Source organism: Streptococcus sp. 27098_8_91 (assembly GCF_041432385.1).
Lineage (GTDB): Bacteria > Bacillota > Bacilli > Lactobacillales > Streptococcaceae > Streptococcus.
The window spans coordinates 39,974-62,140 of the sequence record NZ_JAPVZN010000003.1 but is presented as its reverse complement, the minus strand read 5'-3'; the positions used below and the strand labels follow the sequence as shown (position 1 = coordinate 62,140).

22 protein-coding genes and 2 pseudogenes are annotated in these 22,167 nt (G+C 41.9%); 21 read left to right on the top strand and 3 right to left on the bottom strand.

Annotated elements, in window-relative coordinates; all coding sequences use genetic code 11:
• Positions 1 to 73: 73 nt before the first annotated feature.
• Positions 74 to 1,444 (top strand): MATE family efflux transporter, encoded by a 1,371-nt coding sequence (locus O3611_RS03955; protein ID WP_371607897.1) that lies wholly within the window; start codon positions 74 to 76, stop codon positions 1,442 to 1,444.
• Positions 1,445 to 1,540: 96 nt separating this feature from the next.
• Positions 1,541 to 2,257 (top strand): YebC/PmpR family DNA-binding transcriptional regulator, encoded by a 717-nt coding sequence (locus O3611_RS03950; RefSeq protein WP_371607896.1) that lies wholly within the window; start codon positions 1,541 to 1,543, stop codon positions 2,255 to 2,257.
• A 221-nt stretch (positions 2,258 to 2,478) separates the two neighbouring features.
• On the opposite strand, the gene O3611_RS03945 is transcribed toward O3611_RS03950, so the two are convergent.
• Positions 2,479 to 3,138 (bottom strand): hypothetical protein, encoded by a 660-nt coding sequence (locus O3611_RS03945; RefSeq protein ID WP_371607895.1) that lies wholly within the window; start codon positions 3,136 to 3,138, stop codon positions 2,479 to 2,481.
• 207 nt (positions 3,139 to 3,345) lie between these two features.
• On the opposite strand from O3611_RS03945, the gene O3611_RS03940 reads away from it, so the two are divergent.
• From O3611_RS03940 to tnpA, 17 genes and pseudogenes are all read left to right on the top strand, one after another.
• Positions 3,346 to 3,807 carry a MarR family winged helix-turn-helix transcriptional regulator gene (locus O3611_RS03940; RefSeq protein ID WP_371607894.1) on the top strand — a complete coding sequence of 154 codons (462 nt, stop codon included), beginning with the start codon at positions 3,346 to 3,348 and terminating at the stop codon, positions 3,805 to 3,807.
• Positions 3,791 to 5,560: an ABC transporter ATP-binding protein gene (locus O3611_RS03935; protein WP_075232353.1), complete on the top strand. Its 1,770-nt coding sequence runs from the start codon at positions 3,791 to 3,793 to the stop codon at positions 5,558 to 5,560. Before O3611_RS03940 ends, O3611_RS03935 begins: the two co-directional genes overlap by 17 nt.
• Entirely contained in the window at positions 5,550 to 7,310 is a 1,761-nt protein-coding gene (locus O3611_RS03930; protein ID WP_075232354.1) for an ABC transporter ATP-binding protein, read from the top strand. The genes O3611_RS03935 and O3611_RS03930 overlap by 11 nt, the downstream gene beginning before the upstream one ends.
• A 113-nt stretch (positions 7,311 to 7,423) precedes the next feature.
• The gene (locus tag O3611_RS03925; RefSeq protein WP_075232355.1) at positions 7,424 to 7,927 is read left to right on the top strand and encodes a phosphatase PAP2 family protein; all 504 of its coding nucleotides are present in this window, start codon (positions 7,424 to 7,426) and stop codon (positions 7,925 to 7,927) included.
• 118 nt (positions 7,928 to 8,045) lie between these two features.
• Positions 8,046 to 8,492 (top strand): LytTR family DNA-binding domain-containing protein, encoded by a 447-nt coding sequence (locus O3611_RS03920; protein ID WP_371607893.1) that lies wholly within the window; start codon positions 8,046 to 8,048, stop codon positions 8,490 to 8,492.
• Between the two features lie 4 nt (positions 8,493 to 8,496).
• A complete protein-coding gene (locus tag O3611_RS03915) occupies positions 8,497 to 9,171 on the top strand; it encodes a hypothetical protein (protein WP_371607892.1) in 675 nt (224 codons plus the stop codon).
• Between the two features lie 105 nt (positions 9,172 to 9,276).
• Complete coding sequence (gene rpmB / locus O3611_RS03910) at positions 9,277 to 9,465, top strand: 50S ribosomal protein L28 (RefSeq protein WP_001140948.1); 189 nt, start codon at positions 9,277 to 9,279, stop codon at positions 9,463 to 9,465.
• 156 nt (positions 9,466 to 9,621) lie between these two features.
• Complete coding sequence (locus tag O3611_RS03905) at positions 9,622 to 9,987, top strand: Asp23/Gls24 family envelope stress response protein (RefSeq protein ID WP_000216442.1); 366 nt, start codon at positions 9,622 to 9,624, stop codon at positions 9,985 to 9,987.
• A gap of 2 nt (positions 9,988 to 9,989) precedes the next feature.
• Positions 9,990 to 11,654 carry a DAK2 domain-containing protein gene (locus O3611_RS03900; protein WP_371607891.1) on the top strand — a complete coding sequence of 555 codons (1,665 nt, stop codon included), beginning with the start codon at positions 9,990 to 9,992 and terminating at the stop codon, positions 11,652 to 11,654.
• A 10-nt stretch (positions 11,655 to 11,664) separates the two neighbouring features.
• Entirely contained in the window at positions 11,665 to 12,207 is a 543-nt protein-coding gene (locus O3611_RS03895; RefSeq protein WP_248034427.1) for an SP0191 family lipoprotein, read from the top strand.
• 207 nt (positions 12,208 to 12,414) lie between these two features.
• Positions 12,415 to 12,606, top strand: coding sequence for a hypothetical protein (locus tag O3611_RS03890; protein ID WP_000681201.1), 192 nt, complete (start codon positions 12,415 to 12,417; stop codon positions 12,604 to 12,606).
• Positions 12,603 to 12,797 (top strand): hypothetical protein, encoded by a 195-nt coding sequence (locus tag O3611_RS03885; RefSeq protein ID WP_075232359.1) that lies wholly within the window; start codon positions 12,603 to 12,605, stop codon positions 12,795 to 12,797. Before O3611_RS03890 ends, O3611_RS03885 begins: the two co-directional genes overlap by 4 nt.
• A complete protein-coding gene (locus O3611_RS03880; protein ID WP_075232360.1) occupies positions 12,784 to 13,668 on the top strand; it encodes an ABC transporter ATP-binding protein in 885 nt (294 codons plus the stop codon). The genes O3611_RS03885 and O3611_RS03880 overlap by 14 nt, the downstream gene beginning before the upstream one ends.
• Position 13,669: 1 nt before the next feature.
• Positions 13,670 to 14,407, top strand: a complete 738-nt coding sequence (locus tag O3611_RS03875) for an ABC transporter permease (protein ID WP_371607890.1) — start codon at positions 13,670 to 13,672, stop codon at positions 14,405 to 14,407.
• The gene (locus tag O3611_RS03870; RefSeq protein ID WP_371607889.1) at positions 14,407 to 15,504 is read left to right on the top strand and encodes a sensor histidine kinase; all 1,098 of its coding nucleotides are present in this window, start codon (positions 14,407 to 14,409) and stop codon (positions 15,502 to 15,504) included. Before O3611_RS03875 ends, O3611_RS03870 begins: the two co-directional genes overlap by 1 nt.
• Positions 15,505 to 16,104: a response regulator transcription factor gene (locus tag O3611_RS03865; protein WP_000866708.1), complete on the top strand. Its 600-nt coding sequence runs from the start codon at positions 15,505 to 15,507 to the stop codon at positions 16,102 to 16,104.
• Positions 16,105 to 16,301: 197 nt separating this feature from the next.
• A pseudogene (gene tnpA, locus O3611_RS03860) lies at positions 16,302 to 16,817 on the top strand (IS200/IS605 family transposase).
• 247 nt (positions 16,818 to 17,064) lie between these two features.
• Here tnpA and dusB read toward each other — a convergent pair.
• Together dusB and hslO are read right to left on the bottom strand one after the other, a co-directional pair.
• The gene (dusB, locus tag O3611_RS03855) at positions 17,065 to 18,045 is read right to left on the bottom strand and encodes a tRNA dihydrouridine synthase DusB (RefSeq protein ID WP_185776724.1); all 981 of its coding nucleotides are present in this window, start codon (positions 18,043 to 18,045) and stop codon (positions 17,065 to 17,067) included.
• Positions 18,032 to 18,904, bottom strand: a complete 873-nt coding sequence (gene hslO / locus O3611_RS03850) for an Hsp33 family molecular chaperone HslO (RefSeq protein ID WP_000357854.1) — start codon at positions 18,902 to 18,904, stop codon at positions 18,032 to 18,034. Before hslO ends, dusB begins: the two co-directional genes overlap by 14 nt.
• Before the next feature lie 164 nt (positions 18,905 to 19,068).
• Here hslO and O3611_RS03845 point away from each other — a divergent pair, with 164 nt between their 5' ends.
• Both O3611_RS03845 and glpK read left to right on the top strand, forming a co-directional pair.
• On the top strand, positions 19,069 to 20,496 hold the full coding sequence (locus tag O3611_RS03845; protein WP_371607888.1) for a helix-turn-helix domain-containing protein: 1,428 nt from the start codon (positions 19,069 to 19,071) through the stop codon (positions 20,494 to 20,496).
• A gap of 159 nt (positions 20,497 to 20,655) precedes the next feature.
• Positions 20,656 to 22,166 (top strand): annotated as a pseudogene (glpK, locus tag O3611_RS03840) (glycerol kinase GlpK).
• Position 22,167 lies beyond the last annotated feature (1 nt).

Sequence of the window (22,167 nt, the reverse complement as noted above, 5' to 3'; positions counted from 1 at the left end):
TGTTTGTAACTAGGCAACGCTTTCTTATCCAAACTCTCTTGTTCCCCTACTAGAAAGCTGATATAATAGCCTTATGAATAAAAAATCAACGGTGGACCTGATTCATGGTCCCATACTTCCCGCGCTAATTAGTTTTGCATTCCCGATTCTACTGTCCAATATCTTTCAGCAACTTTATAATACGGCTGATATTTTGATTGTTGGGTATTTTTTAGGGCAAGAATCCTTGGCGGCAGTCGGAGCAACGACAGCCATTTTTGATTTGATTATCGGTTTTGCTCTCGGAGTCGGCAATGGAATGGGTGTTGTTATTGCACGTCTCTACGGCGCTCGCAATTTTGCTAAAATTAAAGAAGCTGTCGCAGCAACTTGGATTTTAGGTATTATCTTGAGTGTGCTTGTCATGTTGATGGGCTTTTTTGGTCTTTATCCACTCTTACAGTACCTAGAAACACCTGCAGAAATTCTCCCTCAGTCCTATGAATATATCTCCATGATTGTTAGCTGTGTGGGAGTGAGCTTTGCTTATAATCTTTTTGCAGGTTTGCTACGCTCTGTTGGTGATAGTCTTGCTGCGCTTGGTTTTCTTATTTTCTCAGCCATCGTTAATGTCATCCTGGATTTATATTTTATTACGCAATTGCAGTTGGGGGTTCAGTCTGCAGGTCTTGCAACGATTATCTCCCAGGGCTTGTCAGCTATCCTTTGTTATCTCTATATCCGAAAGAGTGTTCCAGAGCTCCTTCCTAGGTGGAAAGATTTTAAATGGAATAAGGCCCTCTATGTCGATCTCTTAGAGCAGGGGCTAGCCATGGGCTTGATGGGTTCAATCGTCTCTGTCGGAAGTGTTATTTTGCAATCCTCTGTCAATAGTTTTGGAGCAGTCATTATCAGCGCTCAGACAGCAGCACGCCGAATCATGGCCTTTGCCTTATTGCCAATGACGGCTATCTCAGCATCGATGACTACTTTTATCTCTCAAAACTTTGGTGCAAAACGTCCAGATCGCATTGTCCACGGTCTTCGACTAGGGAGTTATATCAGTATGGCTTGGGCAAGCTTTGCATGTGTATTTCTATTTTTTGCAAGTCCTAGCCTAGTTTCTTTCCTGGCAAGTTCGACAGACGGTTACTTGATTGAAAATGGGGCTTTGTACCTACGCATCAGTTCGGTATTCTATCCGTTTTTGAGTCTTTTATTGATCTATAGAAATAGCTTGCAGGGTCTCGGTCAAAAATTCTTGCCACTTGTATCAAGCTTTATCGAGTTTTTGGGCAAAATTATTTTCGTCGCTTGGATTATTCCTTGGACAGGTTATACAGGTGTGATTCTATGTGAGCCCCTTCTCTGGCTAGTTATGACTGCTCAACTTTACTTCTCACTTTCCAAACATCCATGGATCAAAAAAGGCAAAAAACTCTTGGCTACTGGCGGGAAATCCTAGCTTAATTTACTAAAGAAAATCCGTTTCCTCTAGTGAAAATCGGATAGACTTGTGTTATAATAAGAAAGATTAAAATGTGAAAAAAGGAGATTCCTAATGGGACGTAAATGGGCCAATATCGTAGCTAAGAAAACGGCTAAAGATGGAGCTAACTCTAAAGTATATGCAAAATTTGGTGTAGAAATCTATGTAGCAGCTAAAAAAGGTGAACCAGATCCAGAACTAAACACTGCTTTGAAATTCGTTATCGATCGTGCCAAACAAGCACAAGTGCCAAAGCACGTTATTGATAAGGCTATCGATAAGGCAAAAGGAAACACAGACGAAACCTTTACAGAAGGACGTTACGAAGGATTCGGACCAAATGGTTCTATGTTGATCGTTGATACTTTGACTTCAAACGTCAACCGTACAGCTGCGAATGTTCGTGCTGCCTTTGGTAAAAACGGTGGAAATATGGGAGCTTCAGGTTCTGTATCTTACCTCTTTGACAACAAGGGTGTTATCGTTTTTGCAGGTGATGATGCTGATGCTATCTTTGAACTCTTGCTTGAAGCAGATGTCGATGTAGACGATGTAGAAGCAGAAGAAGGAACAATCACTGTCTACACTGCACCAACTGATCTTCACAAGGCTATCGTTGCTTTGCGTGAAGCTGGTATTGAAGAATTCCAAGTAACTGAATTGGAAATGATTCCTCAATCAGAAGTTGAGTTGTCAGGTGAAGATTTGGAAACATTTGAAAAACTCTACGGAGTCCTTGAAGACGACGAAGACGTACAAAAAATCTACACAAACGTAGACGGATTCTAAGAATAAAAATAACCCCTTTGAAAATTCAGTGTTTTCAAGGGGTTTGTTTATCCTGTGATGACAAAAGGGCAGGAAAGAGACGAAAATCTCTTTTGCTCAAAACGTTATTAGTAATCTATAATTGTCCATAATCCAATGGATTGTGGAAATATCGTGGTGCGGGGATTTAGAAATCGAGACTTGGTCTACCGATTGCTATTCCCGGCACCTTTTTAGTTATGTTAAACCTTCACTCCAGAATCAGATTGTTCTTTTCGATCCAGTCCGACAGCAAATTTATGAATCAGAAGAAACTGGCCATTTTCCTGCTTTACAAAGTTTAAAACAACTGCCTTACTAGATGAACCTAGGGAGAGATAGGTGATTCTTTTGGTTTCATAATCACTGTCACTTGAATCTACTTCAGAATCTGGAATCCCATGTTCACTGATAATGTCTTTGTAATTGCTACCTCCTTGCCCTTGGTTGGAAGGGGCACCCTCTATTAAGGCATCAAACTGTTCTTGAGTCCAGGTAAAGATCTCTTCTTCCTCTTCATATTCATCAATGGTACTATTTGGCCAATCTTCATTGGTTGGTTCTTCCATGAGATAATTAGAAGAGCTACGATAGCCTCTTATAAAATCAGCGAAGATAGGAGTGAATAGCAGTTGGCTTATCAGTACAATGATAATGGAAATGAGGCCAAAGCTTGAACCAATCATAGCTAATGTTTTTTGATTTTGGAGATTGAGGCCAATGCCGATGACTCCTAAGATCAAGGCAACAAATCCAAAGAGAAAGGATAGACCATTGATAATTGGTATCCAAGAACCAAGAAGTGCCAGGGCTCCAAAAATGACAGCAAGGGTTCCTAAGGTTTTATACTCTTCTTGTTTCATGTGTGAATTTCTCATTTCTAGTAAACTGGATTCGTATCTATGTGAGATAGTGTTTATTATAGATAAAATAAGAGCTTATGTCAATTTCTGCTTAGATAGTTCTCAAGGAAACTTTTTTCTTGACATCCTATTTGAAAGTGATAAAATAGTTCTCATGAAAACCAATTGGTTCTCGTGAGAACTATTTATGTGTAAAAAGGAGCAATCATGGATAAGCCGATGTTAGCTTTTAAACGTTTTGGTCATCAGGTTCACCTTATGGTGCAACAGGAAGCTAAACGTTGTGGTATTGAATTTATGGGTGGACCGCAGGGCCAAGTCATACGATTTTTAGACTATCGTGAGGAGTCTGAACAGGCGGTGTTAATCAAGGATATTGAACAAGAACTCAATATTACCAAGTCAGTTGCTAGTAATTTGGTTAAGCGTATGGTGCAAAATGGTTTGGTAGAGTTGGAGGCGAGTCCAAGTGATAAACGGGCGAAATTTGTTCATTTGACCGAAAAATCACGCTCTCAAATGAAGCAAGTTAAGTCTTTCTTTGATCGAATTGACAGTAGTTTACTTGATGGCATTTCCGAAGAGAATCTCCTTATCTTTGAAGAAGTCATGGGCCAACTACAAGCAAATGTAGAAAAAATAGGAGGGAAGAATGAAGAAACTCGCTAAGCGTATCACAGGAAAAGAGTGGGGCATGATTCTAATAACTGTTCTCTTTACCTGTTGCTCGGTCTATCTAGAGTTAGAAGTACCGACTTACGTTTCAAAAATAACAGAATTACTCGGAACGCCAGGTACGGAATTGGGAGACCTTTGGTCGCCAGCAACTAAGATGATGGGTTTGTCATTCTTAGCCTTCCTATCATCTGTAACAGTTGGATTTTTTGCCGCTCGAGTTGCAGCATCCTATACGGCTCATCTACGAAGCGATATTTTTAATCGTGTTTTGGATTACTCTCAGACAGAAATTAAACGTTTCTCAATCCCCAGTCTATTGACTCGGACGACTAATGATATCACGCAGATTCAGATGCTCTTTACCATGGGACTCCAAGTGGTCACTCGCGGACCAATCATGGCGCTTTGGGCTATTGGGAAAATCCTTGGCAAGTCTGAATACTGGATTTGGGCAGTAGTGGTGGCAGTCATTGTCAATGTTCTGATGACAACTGTCTTGATGACTTTGGCCTTTCCTAAACAATCTGTCATTCAAAAATTGACAGATAAGCTGAACAGTATTACTCGTGAAAGCTTGACAGGGATTCGGGTTGTTCGTGCATACAATGCTGAGGAATACCAAGATAAGAAATTCGAAGAAGCCAATGATGAAGTCACACGAATCAATCTCTTTGTCAGTCGCTTAATGGCTATTATGAATCCTATTATGATGGCGATTTCTAGCGGCTTGGTCCTTGCCATTTACTGGATTGGTGCTTATCTTATCAACGACGCTAGCTTGACAGAGCGTCTACCCCTCTTTAGCGATATGGTGGTCTTCATGTCCTATGCTATGCAAGTGGTAATGGGCTTCTTACTCATGGGTGCTCTCTTTATCGTTCTTCCTCGTACCTTGGTTTCTGCAGGTCGTATCAATCAAGTCTTGGACCTTTATTCCTCTATTGAAAATCCTAGTCACCCACAGACGGCAAACTCTTCTGTAAAAGGTCAAGTGGAATACCGCGACGTAACCTTCCGCTACTCTAAAAACTCAGAAGCAGTTGTGGAACATGTCAGCTTCAAGGCAGAAGCAGGGCAAACCATTGCCTTTATCGGCTCAACTGGTTCTGGGAAATCTACTCTAGTTAATCTCTTGCCTCGTTTTTATGATGTGTCAGAGGGAGAAATTCTAGTAGATGGCGTCAATGTGAAAGATTACTACTTGGAAGATTTGCGTAATAAGGTTGGCTATATCCCTCAAAAAGCTGTGCTCTTTTCTGGAGATGTTAAGGACAATCTCGACTTTGGTAAGAGTCAAGAAACGCCACTAAGTGAAACGGCCATGTGGCAAGCTTTGGAATTGGCTCAATCTAAAAACTTTATAGAGGATAAGGAAGCTGGTCTTGACTCAGAAGTGGCTCAAGGTGGGACCAATTTCTCAGGTGGACAGAGACAACGTTTGGCCATTGCACGCGCCTTGGCTCGTAAACCAGAGATTCTCATTTTTGATGATTCGTTCTCAGCCTTGGACTACAAGACAGATCGTATCTTGCGTCAAGTATTAGCTGAAAAAACACAATCCATGACCAAATTAATCGTTGCCCAACGCATTTCAACCATTATGGATGCAGACCTGATCTTAGTCTTGGATCAAGGTAAAGTCGTGGGGCAAGGCACCCACAAGGAACTTCTTGCAAGCAATGAAGTTTACCAAGAAATTGCCTATTCACAACTATCGAAGGAGGAATTGGAACATGGAAAATAAGAAAATGTCCTTATGGAAACAGTGTAGACCTTTTCTAGCAGGTCTCCAACTTCCCCTACTAATCGCAGTTGTGACGGCTATCTGTTCAAGTATTATCACGGTTTATGGACCAACTAAGATCAAAGAAATTACCAATTTGATTTCAGATGGGTTAATGACAGAGATTGATCTAGAGGCTGTCTCAAGTATTGCTAGCTTTTTGGTTATCCTCTATGTGCTTGGGATTATCCTGAACTATACGCAAGCCTACATTTTCTCAACTAGTATCCAACATTTCTCAAAACGTTTGCGGACAGCTATTGCTGAGAAAATCAATCGCTTGCCACTTGCTTATTTTGACCGTCATTCTCAAGGGGACACCCTTTCTCGTGTGACTAATGACGTTGATACAGCAGCTCAGTCTCTTAACCAAAGCCTTGGGACAGTTCTTTCAGCTAGCTTTTTACTGATTGCTGTTTTGATTACCATGTTTGGTATGAACTGGATTTTGGCACTGGTAACCGTTGTTTCAACCCTTATTGGATTTGCGGCGGTCTCAGTGATTATGGCTAAATCTCAAGGCTACTTTAAAGCTCAACAAAACAACCTAGCAGCTGTAAATGGCTATGTGGAAGAAATGTACTCTGGCCACAATGTGGTGACTAGCTATAATGCTGTGGAACCAACAAAAGAAACATTTGCAGGCTTGAATCAGAATCTACATGATAGCATTTGGAAATCTCAGTTTATCTCTGGAATTATGATGCCTGCCATGGTCTTTGTAGGCAACTTTAGTTATGTTCTAGTCATTATCGTCGGTGCTGCCTTGGCTCTTGAAGGGTATATCAGTATCGGGATTATTGTAGCCTTCATGGTTTATGTTCGAACATTCTCACAACCCTTATCACAGATTGCCCAGGGAATTACCAGCTTACAACAAGCTAGTGCAGCCATGACTCGTGTCTTTGAATTTCTAGGTGAAGAGGAAATGGAAGATGAATCTCATAAGGAAAGACAATTGACCAACATGAAGGGTGAAGTGGTCTTTGACAGAGTTTCATTTGGCTACACACCGGAGCGAACAATCATTCACGACTTTTCTGCGACAGCTCATGCAGGTCAAAAGGTTGCCATTGTTGGACCAACTGGTGCTGGGAAGACGACCATTGTTAACCTCTTGATGAAATTCTATGAGATTGATAAGGGAAGTATTCGCATTGATGGTGTAGATACCAAGGCTATGAAGCGCTCAGAAGTGCACGATGCCTTTTCAATGGTCTTGCAGGATACCTGGCTCTTTGAAGGAACCATTCGTGACAATCTCATCTACAATCAAACAGGTATCAGTGATGAAGGTGTGATTGAAGCTGCCAAAGTAGTAGGAATCCACCACTTCATCACAACCTTACCTGATGGATACGATACTGTTTTGGATGATACAGTGACCTTGTCAGTCGGGCAGAAACAACTCTTGACCATTGCTCGTGCTCTGCTCAAAGATGCTCCGCTCTTGATTCTGGACGAAGCAACATCCTCAGTCGATACTCGTACGGAGGAGTTGATTCAAAAGGCTATGGACCGTTTGATGGAGGGACGCACATCCTTTGTCATCGCCCACCGCTTGTCAACCATCCGCAATGCTGACTTGATTCTGGTCATGAAAGAAGGAAACATTATCGAGCAAGGCAATCATGAGGAACTCATGGCTCAAGGTGGTTTCTATGCCGACCTCTACAATAGTCAATTTACAGAAGACCAAGCAGAAGAATAAATCAAAAGAAGGCTTGACGGCCTTCTTTTTCTGCACTATACTAGAGTAGGAGATGCTAGCAGACTCGTTCTGTCAGGCTTCTTGTGTAAAATCTAGAAACAACGAGAAAACAGATGAAAAACTATCAAGAGTGGTACGAGAAGAGGAAATCAAGTCTCATTCGATATCCACAACTATTACACTTGATGCGAGTCTTTAATCGCATGATGACAGTTCTGATGCCCTTGGCTTACTTGACCTTGTTGGGGACAAACTTTGTAAGTAAAGGGGTTGGGAAAGAACTTTCTGCCTATATTTTGGTGCCAGCTTTTGGCTTTGTCCTATTGACGCTTGTTCGTAAGTGGATCAATCAACCGCGTCCCTATGAAACTTGGGAAATTGTCCCGCTACTAGATAAAGATAGCTCTGGGAATTCAATGCCTAGCCGTCATGTCTTTTCGGCAACCATTATTTCCATGGCTTGCCTGCATGCAAATCTTCCTGTGGGGTTGATGTTATTGGTCTTGTCAGCTTTTCTCGGTTTTGTGCGAGTCTTGGGGGGAGTGCATTATCCCAAGGATGTTTTAGTTGGCTACGCCTGTGGTCTAATCTGGGGAATTCTTTTCTTTATTTTCTAAAAAGCAAAGCAAGTGGGCTTGGCCTCGTAACCACTTACGGGTAAAAAGTGACCACTTGCTTTTTTGCCCTTGTAAAGTCTTCTGGCCTTTGGTATAGTAGATGCAGAAAGGAGATAGGATGAAGTTACGAATCGAGATTGATAGTGAATTAACTGAGATAGAGATTGTCATCAAGGCTGCAGCTCTTACAGATGAGATAGCTGACTTGCAACGACTCTTGCAAGAAACCAAGGCTCCTAGGTTGATCTTTTACAAGGGGACGGGTGAGTATTACTTAGACTTGGCAGAAATCCTCTTCTTTGAGACGGAAGGGAACAAGATTTACGCCCATACCCAGAAAGAAGCCTACGAAGTTCGACTCAAGCTTTATGAGTTAGAGTCCATCCTGCCCCGCTATTTCAGTCGGGTATCCAAGTCGACCATTGCCAATCTTCGGCAGGTCTACTCGGTGGATAAGTCCTTCTCAGGGACAGGCACTATTTCCTTTTATCAGACCCACAAGGAGGTTCATGTGTCACGGCACTACCAATCCCTCCTAAAAGAAAATCTAAGAAACATGAGGTAAGAACATGAAAAAGAAAGTATTTGGTATTGTGTTGCTAGTATTGGCAGCTTTAGTATTGCTGCAGGGGAATTTTGGAATCCCTTCACTTGAAGGGAAAATTTGGCCCTTGATTGGTATTGGCTTTTTTGCCTATCAATCAGTTGGAGCTTTGCTTCGTCATCATTTTACTTCAGCCTCTTTTACAGCCCTAGTAGCCCTCATGATTGCCAATCATTTTTATGACATTTTATCGATTCCAAATCAGTCACTGTTCTGGGCTAGTATTCTAATTGTACTTGGAGTTAGTTCTTTGACTCACTCTAACAGAACATGGAATGGGAAAAAATGGTGGTTCGATGGTGAAAAGACCATTCTTTTAGATAAGGAAGTCGCTTTTGGGACAGGTACATTTTACAAGCAAGACCAAGAATTGGTAGAGGATCAAGTAGAAGTTGGTTTTGGCAATGCCAAGATTTATTATGACAATGCAGAGATGTTAGGTGATTTTGCAACTCTGGATATCGAAGTTGGTTTTGGCAATGCAGTTATCTATGTTCCCCAACATTGGAGAGTTGATTTGAAGGTGGAAACTTTCTGTGGTGTAGCCAAGGCAGATGCTCCTCTAGCCCCAACCAGCAAAACCTTGATTATCCGTGGGGATGTGGCCTTTGGGAAGTTGGGAATTGTCTACGTTAAATAAAAAAATCTTCCAATTCCCTTGCAAAAATGAAGAAAGTGTGATAACATAGTACGGTATGTGGTGCTAGCACATCCGCTATATTAGATCTAATAGGAGGAAAACACAATGGCTAAAGTATGTTACTTTACAGGTCGTAAGACTGTATCAGGAAACAACCGTTCACACGCGATGAACCAAACAAAACGTGCCGTAAAACCAAACCTTCAAAAAGTTACTGTTCTTATCGATGGTAAACCTAAAAAAGTTTGGGCTTCAGCTCGTGCTTTGAAATCAGGTAAAGTTGAACGCGTTTAATAATAAAAGTAAAGGAGACCTTAGGGTCTTTTTTCTTTTATTGTGGGTATAACATCATTTGAAAAATAGAGTAAATATCCGCTGATACAGTATTCTGCTTTTACACTTGGACTGAAATATGATAAAATAGAGTATCAACTAGTTGAGGTAAAAAGGATGACTGTAAAAATTAATACAAAAGATGGTCAAATCGAACTAACGGATGAAGTGATTGCAACCGTCGTAGGTGGAGCAACAACTGAGATTTTTGGTGTGGTCGGTATGGCTAGTAAAAATGCCCTCAAAGATAATTTCCAAGCCTTGTTAGGTAAGGAAAATTATTCCAAAGGTGTCGTCGTAAAAGCGGCCGAAGATGGCAGTATTGCAGTTGATGTATATACCGTGTTGAGCTACGGAACAAAGATTAGCGAAGTGTCAAAAAACATTCAAGAGCGTGTTCGTTTTAGTTTGGAAAACCAGCTTGGAATTACTGCTCAGACTGTAAATGTCTACATTCAAAATATCAAAGTTGTAGGAGAATAACCGTGTCAAAAATTACTACTAGCTTATTTCAAGAAATGGTGCAGGCTGCATCAACTCGCTTGAATAAGCAAGCTGAATATGTCAATTCATTAAACGTCTTCCCAGTTCCAGATGGAGATACAGGAACAAACATGGGAATGACTATCGAAAATGGTGCTAAAGAAGTAGCAGACAAACCAGCTTCAACTGTTGGTGAGGCTGCAAGTATCTTGGCTAAAGGTCTGTTGATGGGTGCGCGTGGGAACTCAGGAGTTATCACTTCTCAGCTTTTCCGCGGATTCTCGCAAGCCATTAAGACAAAAGAAGAGTTAACAGGGAAAGACCTAGCTCTTGCCTTCCAATCTGGTGTTGAAGTAGCCTACAAGGCTGTTATGAAGCCAGTTGAAGGAACAATCTTGACTGTATCACGTGGTGCTGCCATCGGTGCTAAGAAAAAAGCCGAGCAGACAGACGATGCCATTGAGGTTATGCGCGCTGCCTTAGAAGGAGCTAAAACAGCCCTTGCTAAGACTCCGGACATGCTTCCAGTCTTGAAGGAAGTTGGTGTTGTGGACTCTGGTGGTCAAGGTTTGGTCTTCATCTATGAAGGTTTCCTTTCAGCTCTTACTGGCGAATACAGCGCTTCTGAGGACTTTGTCGCTACTCCAGCCAACATGAGTGAAATGATCAATGCAGAACACCATAAGTCTGTAGCTGGACATGTGGCAACAGAAGATATCACTTTTGGTTACTGTACGGAGATCATGGTTGCCCTTAAGCAAGGTCCAACTTATGCTAAAGACTTTGACTACGATGAATTCCGTAACTACTTGAATGACCTTGGGGATTCTCTACTTGTTGTTAATGATGACGAAATCGTTAAAGTTCACGTCCATACAGAAGATCCAGGTCTTGTCATGCAAGAAGGTCTCAAATATGGTAGCTTGGTTAAGGTTAAAGTCGATAACATGCGTAACCAACACGAAGCGCAAGTGGAAAAAGAAGCTAAAGTCAGCAAACCAGCTGAAGAAAAAGAATATGCTCTTATCGCAGTAGTAGCTGGACAAGGATTGGCAGACATCTTCCGTGCTCAAGGTGTGGACTATGTCATCGAAGGTGGACAAACCATGAACCCTTCGACAGAAGACTTTATCAAGGCTGTTGAGCAAGTCAATGCTCGCAACATCATTTTCTTGCCAAACAACAAAAATATCTTTATGGCAGCTCAATCTGCAGCTGAAGTCTTAGAACAACCAGCTGTTGTGGTAGAAGCTCGTACCCTTCCTCAAGGATTGACTAGCCTTCTGGCATTTGACCCAAGCAAGTCTATCGAAGAGAATAAAGAACGCATGACTGCAGCCCTTGGTGATGTGGTCAGTGGTAGTGTAACAACAGCCGTTCGTGACACGACTATCGATGGTTTGGAAATTCATGAAAATGATAATCTTGGTATGGTAGACGGTAAGATTCTCGTATCAAACCCTGATATGCACCAAACTCTGACTGAAACATTGAAACATATGTTGGATGAAGACAGTGAAATCGTAACCTTCTATATCGGTGAAGATGGAAGCGAAGAATTGGCTAACCAAATTGCCCAAGAAATCGCAGAAGAATTCGAAGATGTAGAAGTAGAAATCCACCAAGGTCAACAACCGGTTTATCCATACCTTTTCAGTGTGGAATAGGAGACTTTGAATGAAGAAAGTTTTAGGATTGATTTTTGCAGCGTTACTTGCTCTTGCTGGCTGTGGTCAAACCAACACCGCAACAACAGAGTCAAGTAGTACAGCAAGTTCGGTTGATTCATCTAGTCAGTCGAGTCAGGTAAAAGAAGAAAAAACAAAAATCCTTAAAGGGAAAATGGATGAATTTGATGTCACTATGACATTTGTTTATACGGATGTTGTTAAACACTTCAAGATGGAGATGCTCGGGAAAATGAACATGGAGATTCCTGCTGGAGTTACTCCTGAAGAATTCCAAGCAATCTTCCGTGAAGCTATGGAAGATAGTCCAGAGTATCTTGAAATCAAGGACGAGCCTGGTGTTAATGTAGAATATTTTATCACCGAGGACAAAAAGATGAGAGTCGTTATGGAACTCGATCTTGAAAAAGCAGATTTAGATAAAGTAAAAAACACATATTTCTTTAAATCACTAGCGGATGGTATAGAAGACTTTAAAAAGCCTAATGCACTATTCGCTGCATTAAAATTACAGGGATTTAAAGAAGAATAAAAAAAGAGGTCGGGATTTTCCCGATCTTTTTTGGTTTGCAATGAGTTTTAGATCCAGTAGCTGATTGGGGCTAGAAAAGTGACCCAATCTAGTAATTTCTGTTCCATCATTTTTAATGACATTTGTCATATCTCCTCATGACAGAAGCTTCTAGTAATTTTACCTTCAAAGAATTATACTAGATGTATCAAATGGAGGAAGAAAAAAATGAAACATAAAGTAATTGTCGCAATGAGTTTAGTAGCAGCAGGAGTCATGACTTATCTCATGTTTTCAGGATTGGACGAAGGCTTCTATCATTTTCCTTGGGAGTTATTTGCAGGCTTTGGCATGATGTCTTGGTTGATCCGAGAAGGTTTGAAATTGGTCTCAGATGTGAAAAAGGAGTTTGAAAAATGAAAAAAGCGATTCTCTATCTTTTTATTGGACTATCACTAGTGGTATGGTTGGTCGAAATGTTTACAGGGTGGTTTGACCAAGCCTTCCTTCACCAAGTCATTCGCGGTGCTTGGGGTCTAGGATTTATGATTTTTATCGTCTTTCCGATGGGAAAGGAGTGGCTGAAAGGAGAGTATCATGAACATGATTAAAGTAGAAAGCCTAAATAAAAACATCAAGGGCAAGGCTATATTGAAGGATATTTCTTTTGAGGTAGCTGAAGGTGAATGCGTCGCCTTGATTGGTCCCAATGGTGCTGGGAAGACCACACTCTTGGACTGTTTGCTTGGAGATAAGCTGGTTACTAGTGGTCAAGTATCTATCCAAGGCTTGCCAGTGACGAGCTCTAAGTTAGACTACACTAGATCCTATCTCCCTCAAGAAAATGTTATTGTTCAGAAATTAAAGGTCAAAGAGTTGATTGCTTTCTTTCAAAGCATCTATCCAAATCCCTTGAGCAATCAGGAAGTCGATCAACTATTGCAGTTTGATCAGCAACAAAAAGAGCAATTTGCAGAAAAACTGTCAGGTGGGCAAAAGCGTCTCTTCTCTTTTGTTTTGACCTTGATTGGGCGACCAAAGCTTGTCTTTTTGGATGAGCCTACTGCAGCCATGGATACCTCAACCCGTCAACGCTTTTGGGAAATTGTTCAGGAGCTAAAAGCTAAGGGAGTTACCATTCTCTATTCGTCCCATTATATCGAAGAGGTAGAGCATACAGCGGACCGGATTTTGGTTTTAAATAAGGGAGAGTTGATTCGCGATACAACACCTCTAGCTATGCGCAGTGAGGAGATTGAAAAGCACTTTATCCTTCCTCTAGCATACAAGGAAGTTGTCGAACAGTCAAACTTGGTTGAAAACTGGTCACAAAAACAAGATGCTCTGCAAGTAGTTACACGTGAAGCGGATGCTTTTTGGCAACTGTTAGTGCAAGCAGGATGTAGGATTCAAGAAATTGAAGTCAATAATCGTAGCTTGTTGGATACAATCTTTGAAGAAACACAAAAAGGAGATGACTAAGATGAAACGATGGATCGCATTAAACAAGATAGAATTTCTATTGACCAAACGACAATTAGTCTATTATCTGTTATCCGTAGGGATGCCGACAGCCTTCTATTTATTCTTTTCAGGTATGTACCAGGAAACACCAGGTGGACCAGCTAATTTTATGCGCGACTACCTCATCTCCATGACGGCTTTTTCCATGATGTCGACAGCTATCTTTTCATTCCCAGTTGTTTTACATACCGATAAAATCAACAACTGGCAGAAAACATTACGCCATACTCCAGTAAATATGGTAGAATATTATCTATCAAAGATAACAAGTATGATGGTTGATTATTTGGTCTCAATCCTGGTTGTTTTCTCAGTTGGGCATTTTGTAAGAGGTGTGGATATGTCTCTTGGAAACTGGATTGGGGCTGCGTTCTTGCTGATAGTAGGAAGTGTTGCCTTTGTAGCACTTGGCTTAACCTTGACTCTCTTGCCGTCCAGTCAGTTGATGTCTGTCGTAGGCAATCTTCTTTACTTTGGCTTGGCTGTGTTAGGCGGACTCTGGATGCCTGTCTCTTTATTTCCAGACTGGATGCAAGCAATCGGGAAGCGTCTACCAAGCTATCAGTTGATGGAATTGATCAAGACCTTCTTAAATGAGGGTGGCATCAATTTATCAGCCACAATTTATCTACTTGTTTTTTCAGCAGTTTTATTTGGTTTGACTATTTACCTTCAAGGTCATAAGGAGAATGCTTAATGCTTGAAAGACTAAAAAGCATACACTATATGTTTTGGGTCAGTTTAATTTTTATGATTTTCCCCATCCTACCTGTAGTGACCGGGTGGCTTTCTGTCTGGCATTTATTGATTGATATTCTATTTGTAGTGGCGTATTTAGGCGTTTTAACAACTAAGAGCCAGCGCCTATCTTGGCTTTTCTGGGGGATCATGCTGACTTATGTAGTTGGGAATACTGCCTTTGTTGCTGTTAATTATATCTGGTTTTTCTTTTACCTTTCTAATCTCTTAATTTATCATTTCAGGGTGCGGAGTCTTCGTTCTCTGCATGTCTGGACATTTCTTCTTGCTCAAGTTTTTGTTGTTGGTCAACTCATGATGTTTCAGTCAGTCGAAACTGAGGTTGTAGCCTTTGAGCTTGGGATTCTTACTTTTGTCGATTTGATGACATTGGGTTTGGTTCGGATTCGTATTGTGGAGGATTTGAAAGAAGCTCAGGCTAAGCAAAATGCCCAGATAAATCTATTGCTTGCTGAAAATGAACGTAGTCGTATCGGTCAGGATTTGCATGATAGTCTGGGGCATACCTTTGCTATGCTGAGTGTCAAGACAGATTTAGCCTTGCAGTTGTTTCAGATGGAGGCTTATCCACAGGTGGAAAAGGAATTAAAAGAAATTCACCAGATCAGCAAGGACTCCATGAATGAAGTGCGAACCATAGTGGAAAATCTAAAATCACGGACCCTAGCTTCAGAACTTGAGACTGTTAAGAAGATGCTGGAAATTGCTGGGATTGAAGTTCAGGTTGACAATCACTTGGACAAGGCTAGTTTGACCCAGGATGTAGAGTCGACGGCTGCTATGGTTTTGTTAGAACTGGCGACCAATATCATCAAGCATGCCAGCGCTAAAAAAGCCTACCTAAAACTGGAACGTACAGATCAGGAATTGGTCCTGACAGTTAGAGATGACGGGAAAGGATTTGCAACTGTAAAAGGAAATGAACTTCATACAGTCCGTGACCGTGCAGCAGCCTTCTCAGGTAAAGTAGAGCTGATCAGTTTGAAACATCCAACAGAGGTGAGCGTGCATCTGCCTTATAAGGAGAGAAAGTAGATGAAAGTATTAGTCGCAGAAGATCAAAGTATGCTTAGAGACGCCATGTGCCAGCTCTTAAGCTTTCAACCAGATGTGGAGACTGTCTTGCAGGCGAAAAATGGAGCTGAAGCTATTGAGGTTTTGGAGAAAGAAGCAGTAGATATTGCCATCCTTGACGTCGAAATGCCAGTCAAGACAGGACTCGAAGCACTTGAGTGGATCAAACAAGAAGTTCCTGAAACCAAGGTGGTTATCGTTACGACCTTTAAACGCCCAGGTTATTTTGAACGAGCTGTCAAAGCAGGAGTTGACGCCTATGTCTTGAAAGAGCGAAGCATCGCTGAGCTCATGCAAACCCTGCATACGGTGTTAGAGGGACGCAAGGAATATTCTCCAGAGCTGATGGAAGTCATGATGACCCATCCCAATCCCTTGACCGAACAAGAAGTCGCTGTTTTACATGGAGTTGCCCAAGGCCTCTCCAACCAAGAAATTGCTGACAAACTTTACCTCTCAAACGGCACCGTCCGTAATTATATGACCAACATCCTCTCCAAACTAGGCGCCAGCAACCGAACCGAAGCAGCCAAAACTGCCGAAGAAGAAGGCTGGTTGTGAGGAGAAAGAAAAAATCTCTTAGAAATGAATCTAAGAGATTTTTTGTGTTATGTGGCTATTAGTCTGTCTCGCTCCGTGAGGTGCGAGACAAATAAACCACCCGCTTAGCGGGTGCGCGTCGAAGGTTATACCAAAAAAACTCCGAACGCGATACAATAAAGGTGTTCAAGCCAATTGTAAAGCGAAAGGAGAAAACCATGGCACAAAAGTCTCATAGTTTATCATACACAAAGTAGCACTGTTCTATCACATTGTGTTCACCCCTAAGTATAGACGAAAAGTCATCTATAATCAATATCGGAGTAGTTTAGGTGAAATATTTCATCGCTTGTGTAGTTATAAAGGTATTGAAATTATCGAAGGACACTTGATGCCAGATCATGTACATATGTTAGTAAGTATTCAACCGAGGATAAGTGTTTCAAGTTTTATGGGATATTTAAAAGGTAAGAGTGCACTCATGATGTTTGACAAACACGCCAATTTGAAATATAAGTTTGGCAATCGGCGTTTCTGGGTGGAAGGTTATTATGTGAGTACAGTAGGGCTTAGTGAAGCCACAATAAGGAAATACATCCAAGATTAAAGAAATTATCCAGTGGATGATTTCTTCACGAGTATAAAAAATTTGAGAACGAGTATGGCATGATATAGTACTAGATAAATTAAGTGTAAAAGAATATGAGGATCCCTTTAGGGATAGTGGTAAGTAATACTCACGCCTCTTTAAGAGGCAAGTGACGAGTCAAGAGCAATAAGGTTTGAACAACGTGAAAGCCAGCGTCTTTAGGCGCTGGCTGGTAATTTGAGCTTATAGACCTGGTGTAAACCACCCGTTAGACGGGAGGTTTGGATTGTTACCTTGAACGGTATACGTTGAAACGCTGTATGCAGAACGACAGGTACGGTGGTATGAGAGGGTCTAGAAATCAACCCTTACTTGAAAGGTAGTATAGAAGTTTAGGCCTTATCTAATTGCAATAGAGCTTCAATCTCTGCTAGTGTGCTAGCTTGCGAAATAGCACCACGGAGTTTAGCTGCACCTGATGTTCCACGGAGGTAGTGAGGAGCGAGGCCACGGAATTCACGTACTGCGACGTTTTCTCCTTTGAGGTTAATCAAGCGTTTCAAATGTTCGTAGGCGATTTTCATCTTGTCCTCAAAGGTCAAATCAGGTAGGATTTCTCCTGTTTCAAAGTAGTGGTTGATTTGGTTAAAGAGGTAGGGATTTCCCATGGCTGCGCGGCCAATCATGACTGCATCAGCACCGACTTCTTCGATGCGTTGCTTGGCTTCTTGGACCGTACGGATATCACCGTTGGCGATAAATGGAATCTTGGTCAAAGCTTGAGCGACCTTGTGCAGGGTCTCAAGGTCTGCGTGACCTGTATACATTTGCTCACGGGTACGGCCATGCATGGCGAGGGCAGAAACACCTGCTGCTTCAGCAGCGAGGGCATTTTCTACTGCAAGAGACGGGTCAGCCCAGCCGGTACGCATTTTGACAGTAAGGGGGATATCAAGGACAGACTGGACCTTGTTGATGATAGAGTAAATCTTATCTGGATCCTTGAGCCACATAGCGCCAGCTTCGTTCTTCACGATTTTGTTAACTGGGCAGCCCATGTTGATATCCACGATATCGGTCTTGGTGTTTTTTTGGATGAATTCTGCTGCGCGTGCTAGGCTATCCTCATCGCTACCAAAGAGTTGGATAGAGACTGGATTTTCGCCTTCGTCGATATGAAGCATATGCAGGGTTTTTTCGTTGTTGTATTGGATTCCCTTGTCAGAGACCATTTCCATGACAACGAGTCCAGCTCCGAGCTCTTTTGCGATGGTACGAAAGGCTGAGTTGGTCACGCCAGCCATAGGCGCTAAAACGGTACGATTGGGAATCTCAACATTGCCAATCATAAAAGGTGTATTAAGATTTGTCACGAATGAGTTCCTCCAGGTCGTTTTCATCAAAGTTGTAAGTAGTTTGGCAGAATTGACAAGTGATTTCTGCCCCGTGGTCTTCCTCTTTCATTTCCTGTAGGTCTGAGCTTGGAAGGCTGGCAAGAGCGTTCATAAAGCGCTCATGGCTACAGTCACATTGGAAACGGATTTCTTCTTCAGAAAGACGCTTGTAGGCCTCGTCACCGTAGATAGCCTTGAGGAGGGCTTCGATATGGTCTTCACTTTCTAGAAGAGTCGATATAGCTGGCATTTCTTGGATGCGTTTTTCAAAGCGAGCAATCTCTTCTTCCTTGGCTCCTGGCAAGACTTGGACTAGGAAACCACCTGCAACCTTGACCTTATCTTCCTCGTCCAAAAGGACATTGAGGCCGACTGCTGAAGGTGTTTGTTGGCTTTCAGTCAGGTAAAAGGCAAGGTCTTCACCGATTTCTCCAGAGATGAGAGGAGTCATAGAGTTGTAAGGATTTCCAGTACCGTAGTCTGTGATAACGAGGAATTGACCATTGCCAACAAAAGGTCCGACTAGAACTTCACCAGTTGCAGTCTTTTTGATGTCAACACCAGGATTTTGAACGTAGCCTTTGACGTTCCCCTTGGTATCTGCGACAGTGATAATGGCCCCTAGAGAGCTAGATCCCAGTACCTTAACTGTTAGTTTGGTATTCCCTTTTTCATTGGCTGCGAGAATCTGGCTAGCGATAAGAGTTCGACCAAGTGCTACAGTTGAGCTAGCTTGGGTTTGGTGTTTTTCTTGAGCAGTGCGGACGGTTTCCGTGCTATCAAGGACAAAAGCACGAAAGGCTCCGCTTTCTGATATTGTTTTAATAATTTTATCCATAGCTACTATTTTAGCATAAAAATGCCCAAAGGGGGAGCCGTGTGTTTGCTGATTTTCAGGATAATGGACCAGGAAATCAGCATGAAAATAAAAAGAGAAACAGATTATTTCAGCATTTGTAAGATTTATGCTATGCTTAAGGTAGAAAATGAAAGGGGTAACAAATGTATTTAGGAGATTTGATGGAAAAGGCCGAATCTGGCCAATTTTCAATCCTTTCCTTTCTATTACAAGAGTCTCAGACGACCGTCAAGGCTGTAATGGAAGAAACAGGATTTTCAAAAGCAACCCTAACCAAATATGTCACCCTGCTCAATGACAAGGCTATGGATAGTGGCTTAGAGCTGACTATTCACTTAGAAGATGAAAATCTGCGTCTGTCAATTGGTGCAGCTACCAAGGGGAGAGATATCCGGAGCTTATTTTTGGAGAATGCTGTTAAATACCAGATTTTGGTTTATCTTCTCTACCACCAACAGTTTTTAGCCCATCAGCTGGCTCAAGAATTGATGATTAGTGAGGCTACGCTTGGCCGCCACTTAGCCAGTCTAAATCAGATTTTGTCAGAATTTGACTTATCCATCCAAAATGGACGTTGGCGAGGCCCAGAGCATCAGATTCGCTATTTCTATTTCTGTCTTTTCCGCAAGGTCTGGTCCAGTCAGGAGTGGGAAGGTCACATGCAGAAACCAGAGAGAAAGCAGGAAATTACTACACTAGAAGAAATCTGCGGTGCGAGTTTGTCTTCGGGGCAGAAATTGGACTTGGTTTTGTGGAGTCACATCAGTCAGCAACGTCTTCGGGCCAATGCCTGTCAGTTTCAAGTCATAGAAGAGAAAATGCGAGGGTATTTTGACAATATTTTCTACCTTCGTTTGCTGAGAAAGGCTCCGTCCTTTTTCGCTGGGCAACACCTTCCTCTAGGAACTGAGGATGGTGAGATGATGATTTTCTTCTCTTTCCTCCTATCTCATCGCATTCTTCCTCTTCATACTATGGAGTATATCCTTGGTTTTGGAGGGCAGTTGGCAGATTTGCTGACGCAATTGATTCAAGAAATGAAGAAGGAGGAGTTGCTGGGTGATTATACAGAGGACCATGTTACCTATGAACTCAGTCAGCTTTGTGCCCAAGTCTATCTCTATAAGGGCTATATTTTACATGATCGCTATAAGTACCAGTTAGAGAATCGCCATCCTTATTTGTTGATGGAACATGATTTTAGGGGAACGGCAGATGAGATTTTTCATGCTCTACCTGCCTTTCAGCAGGGGACGGATTTGGATAAGAAAATTCTCTGGGAATGGCTCCAGTTGATCGAGTATATGGCTGAAAATGGTGGTCAGCATATGCGGATTGGTCTGGATTTGACATCTGGTTTTCTTGTCTTTTCAAGGATGGCAGCCATTTTGAAACGGTATTTGGAATACAATCGTTTTATTACTATTGAAGCCTATGACCGAACTCGACATTATGATTTGCTGGTTACCAATAACCCGATTCATAAGAAGGAGCAGACACCAGTCTATTATTTAAAAAATGACTTGGATATGGAAGATTTGGCAGGGATTCGTCAGTTATTATTCACTTAAAAGACTTGGTGCTTCCAGGTCTTTTTTGTGAAATTTACACAATCTCCTCACATTTTTTTAAAAATTAAAAAAAGTTGATAAACAAGAAAGCGCTTTATTTTGTATACTAGTTACTGTAAAGAGGAGACATCCTCAAGAACATTATCAGGAGGACAGCACATGTCACAAGAAAAATACATCATGGCCATTGACCAGGGAACTACAAGTTCTCGTGCCATTATTTTCAACAAAAAAGGAGAAAAAGTTAGCTCGAGTCAAAAAGAGTTCACTCAGATTTTCCCTCAGGCAGGTTGGGTTGAGCACAATGCCAATGAAATTTGGAACTCTGTTCAGTCAGTTATTGCGGGTGCTTTCATCGAAAGTGGTGTGAAACCAAGTCAGATTGAGGCAATCGGGATTACTAACCAACGTGAAACAACGGTCGTTTGGGATAAGAAAACAGGGCTTCCTATCTACAATGCTATCGTTTGGCAATCACGCCAAACTGCTCCTCTGGCTGAACAACTAAAAAGCCAAGGTTATGTGGAAAAATTCCATGAAAAGACTGGTTTGATCATCGATGCTTACTTCTCTGCGACCAAGGTTCGTTGGATTTTGGACCATGTAGAGGGCGCTCAAGAGAGAGCTGAAAAGGGTGAATTGCTCTTTGGTACCATTGATACTTGGTTGGTTTGGAAATTGACTGACGGTGCGGCTCACGTGACCGACTACTCAAATGCAGCCCGTACCATGCTTTATAACATTAAAGAACTTAAATGGGATGATGAGATTTTGGAAATTCTCAACATTCCAAAGGCTATGCTTCCAGAAGTTCGTTCTAACTCTGAGATCTACGGTAAGACAGCGCCATTCCATTTCTACGGTGGAGAAGTGCCAATCTCAGGTATGGCTGGTGACCAACAGGCAGCCCTCTTTGGACAGTTGGCCTTTGAACCTGGTATGGTTAAAAATACTTATGGAACAGGTTCTTTCATCATCATGAATACTGGTGAAGAGATGCAGTTGTCTGAAAATAACCTCTTGACAACGATTGGTTACGGAATCAATGGCAAGGTTTACTATGCCTTGGAAGGTTCTATCTTCATCGCAGGAAGTGCCATTCAATGGCTTCGTGATGGACTTCGCATGGTCGAAAATTCACCAGAATCTGAAAAATACGCTCGTGATTCTCACAACAATGATGAAGTTTATGTCGTTCCAGCCTTTACAGGTCTAGGTGCTCCATACTGGAACCAAAATGCTCGCGGTTCTGTCTTTGGATTGACTCGTGGAACAAGTAAGGAAGATTTTATCAAGGCAACTCTTCAATCAATTGCTTATCAAGTGCGTGATATTATCGATACGATGCAAGTGGATGCTCAGACAGCTATACAGGTCTTGAAAGTAGACGGTGGTGCAGCTATGAACAACTTCCTCATGCAGTGTTCCAAGCTGACATCTTGGGAATCGACATTGCACGCGCCAAAAACTTGGAAACAACAGCTCTAGGAGCAGCCTTCCTAGCTGGTTTGTCAGTAGGGTACTGGAAAGACTTGGATGAGTTGAAACTCTTGAACGAGACAGGAGAACTCTTTGAGCCATCTATGAACGAATCTCGCAAGGAACAACTCTACAAGGGTTGGAAGAAGGCTGTGAAAGCAACCCAAGTCTTTGCGGAAGTAGACGACTAAT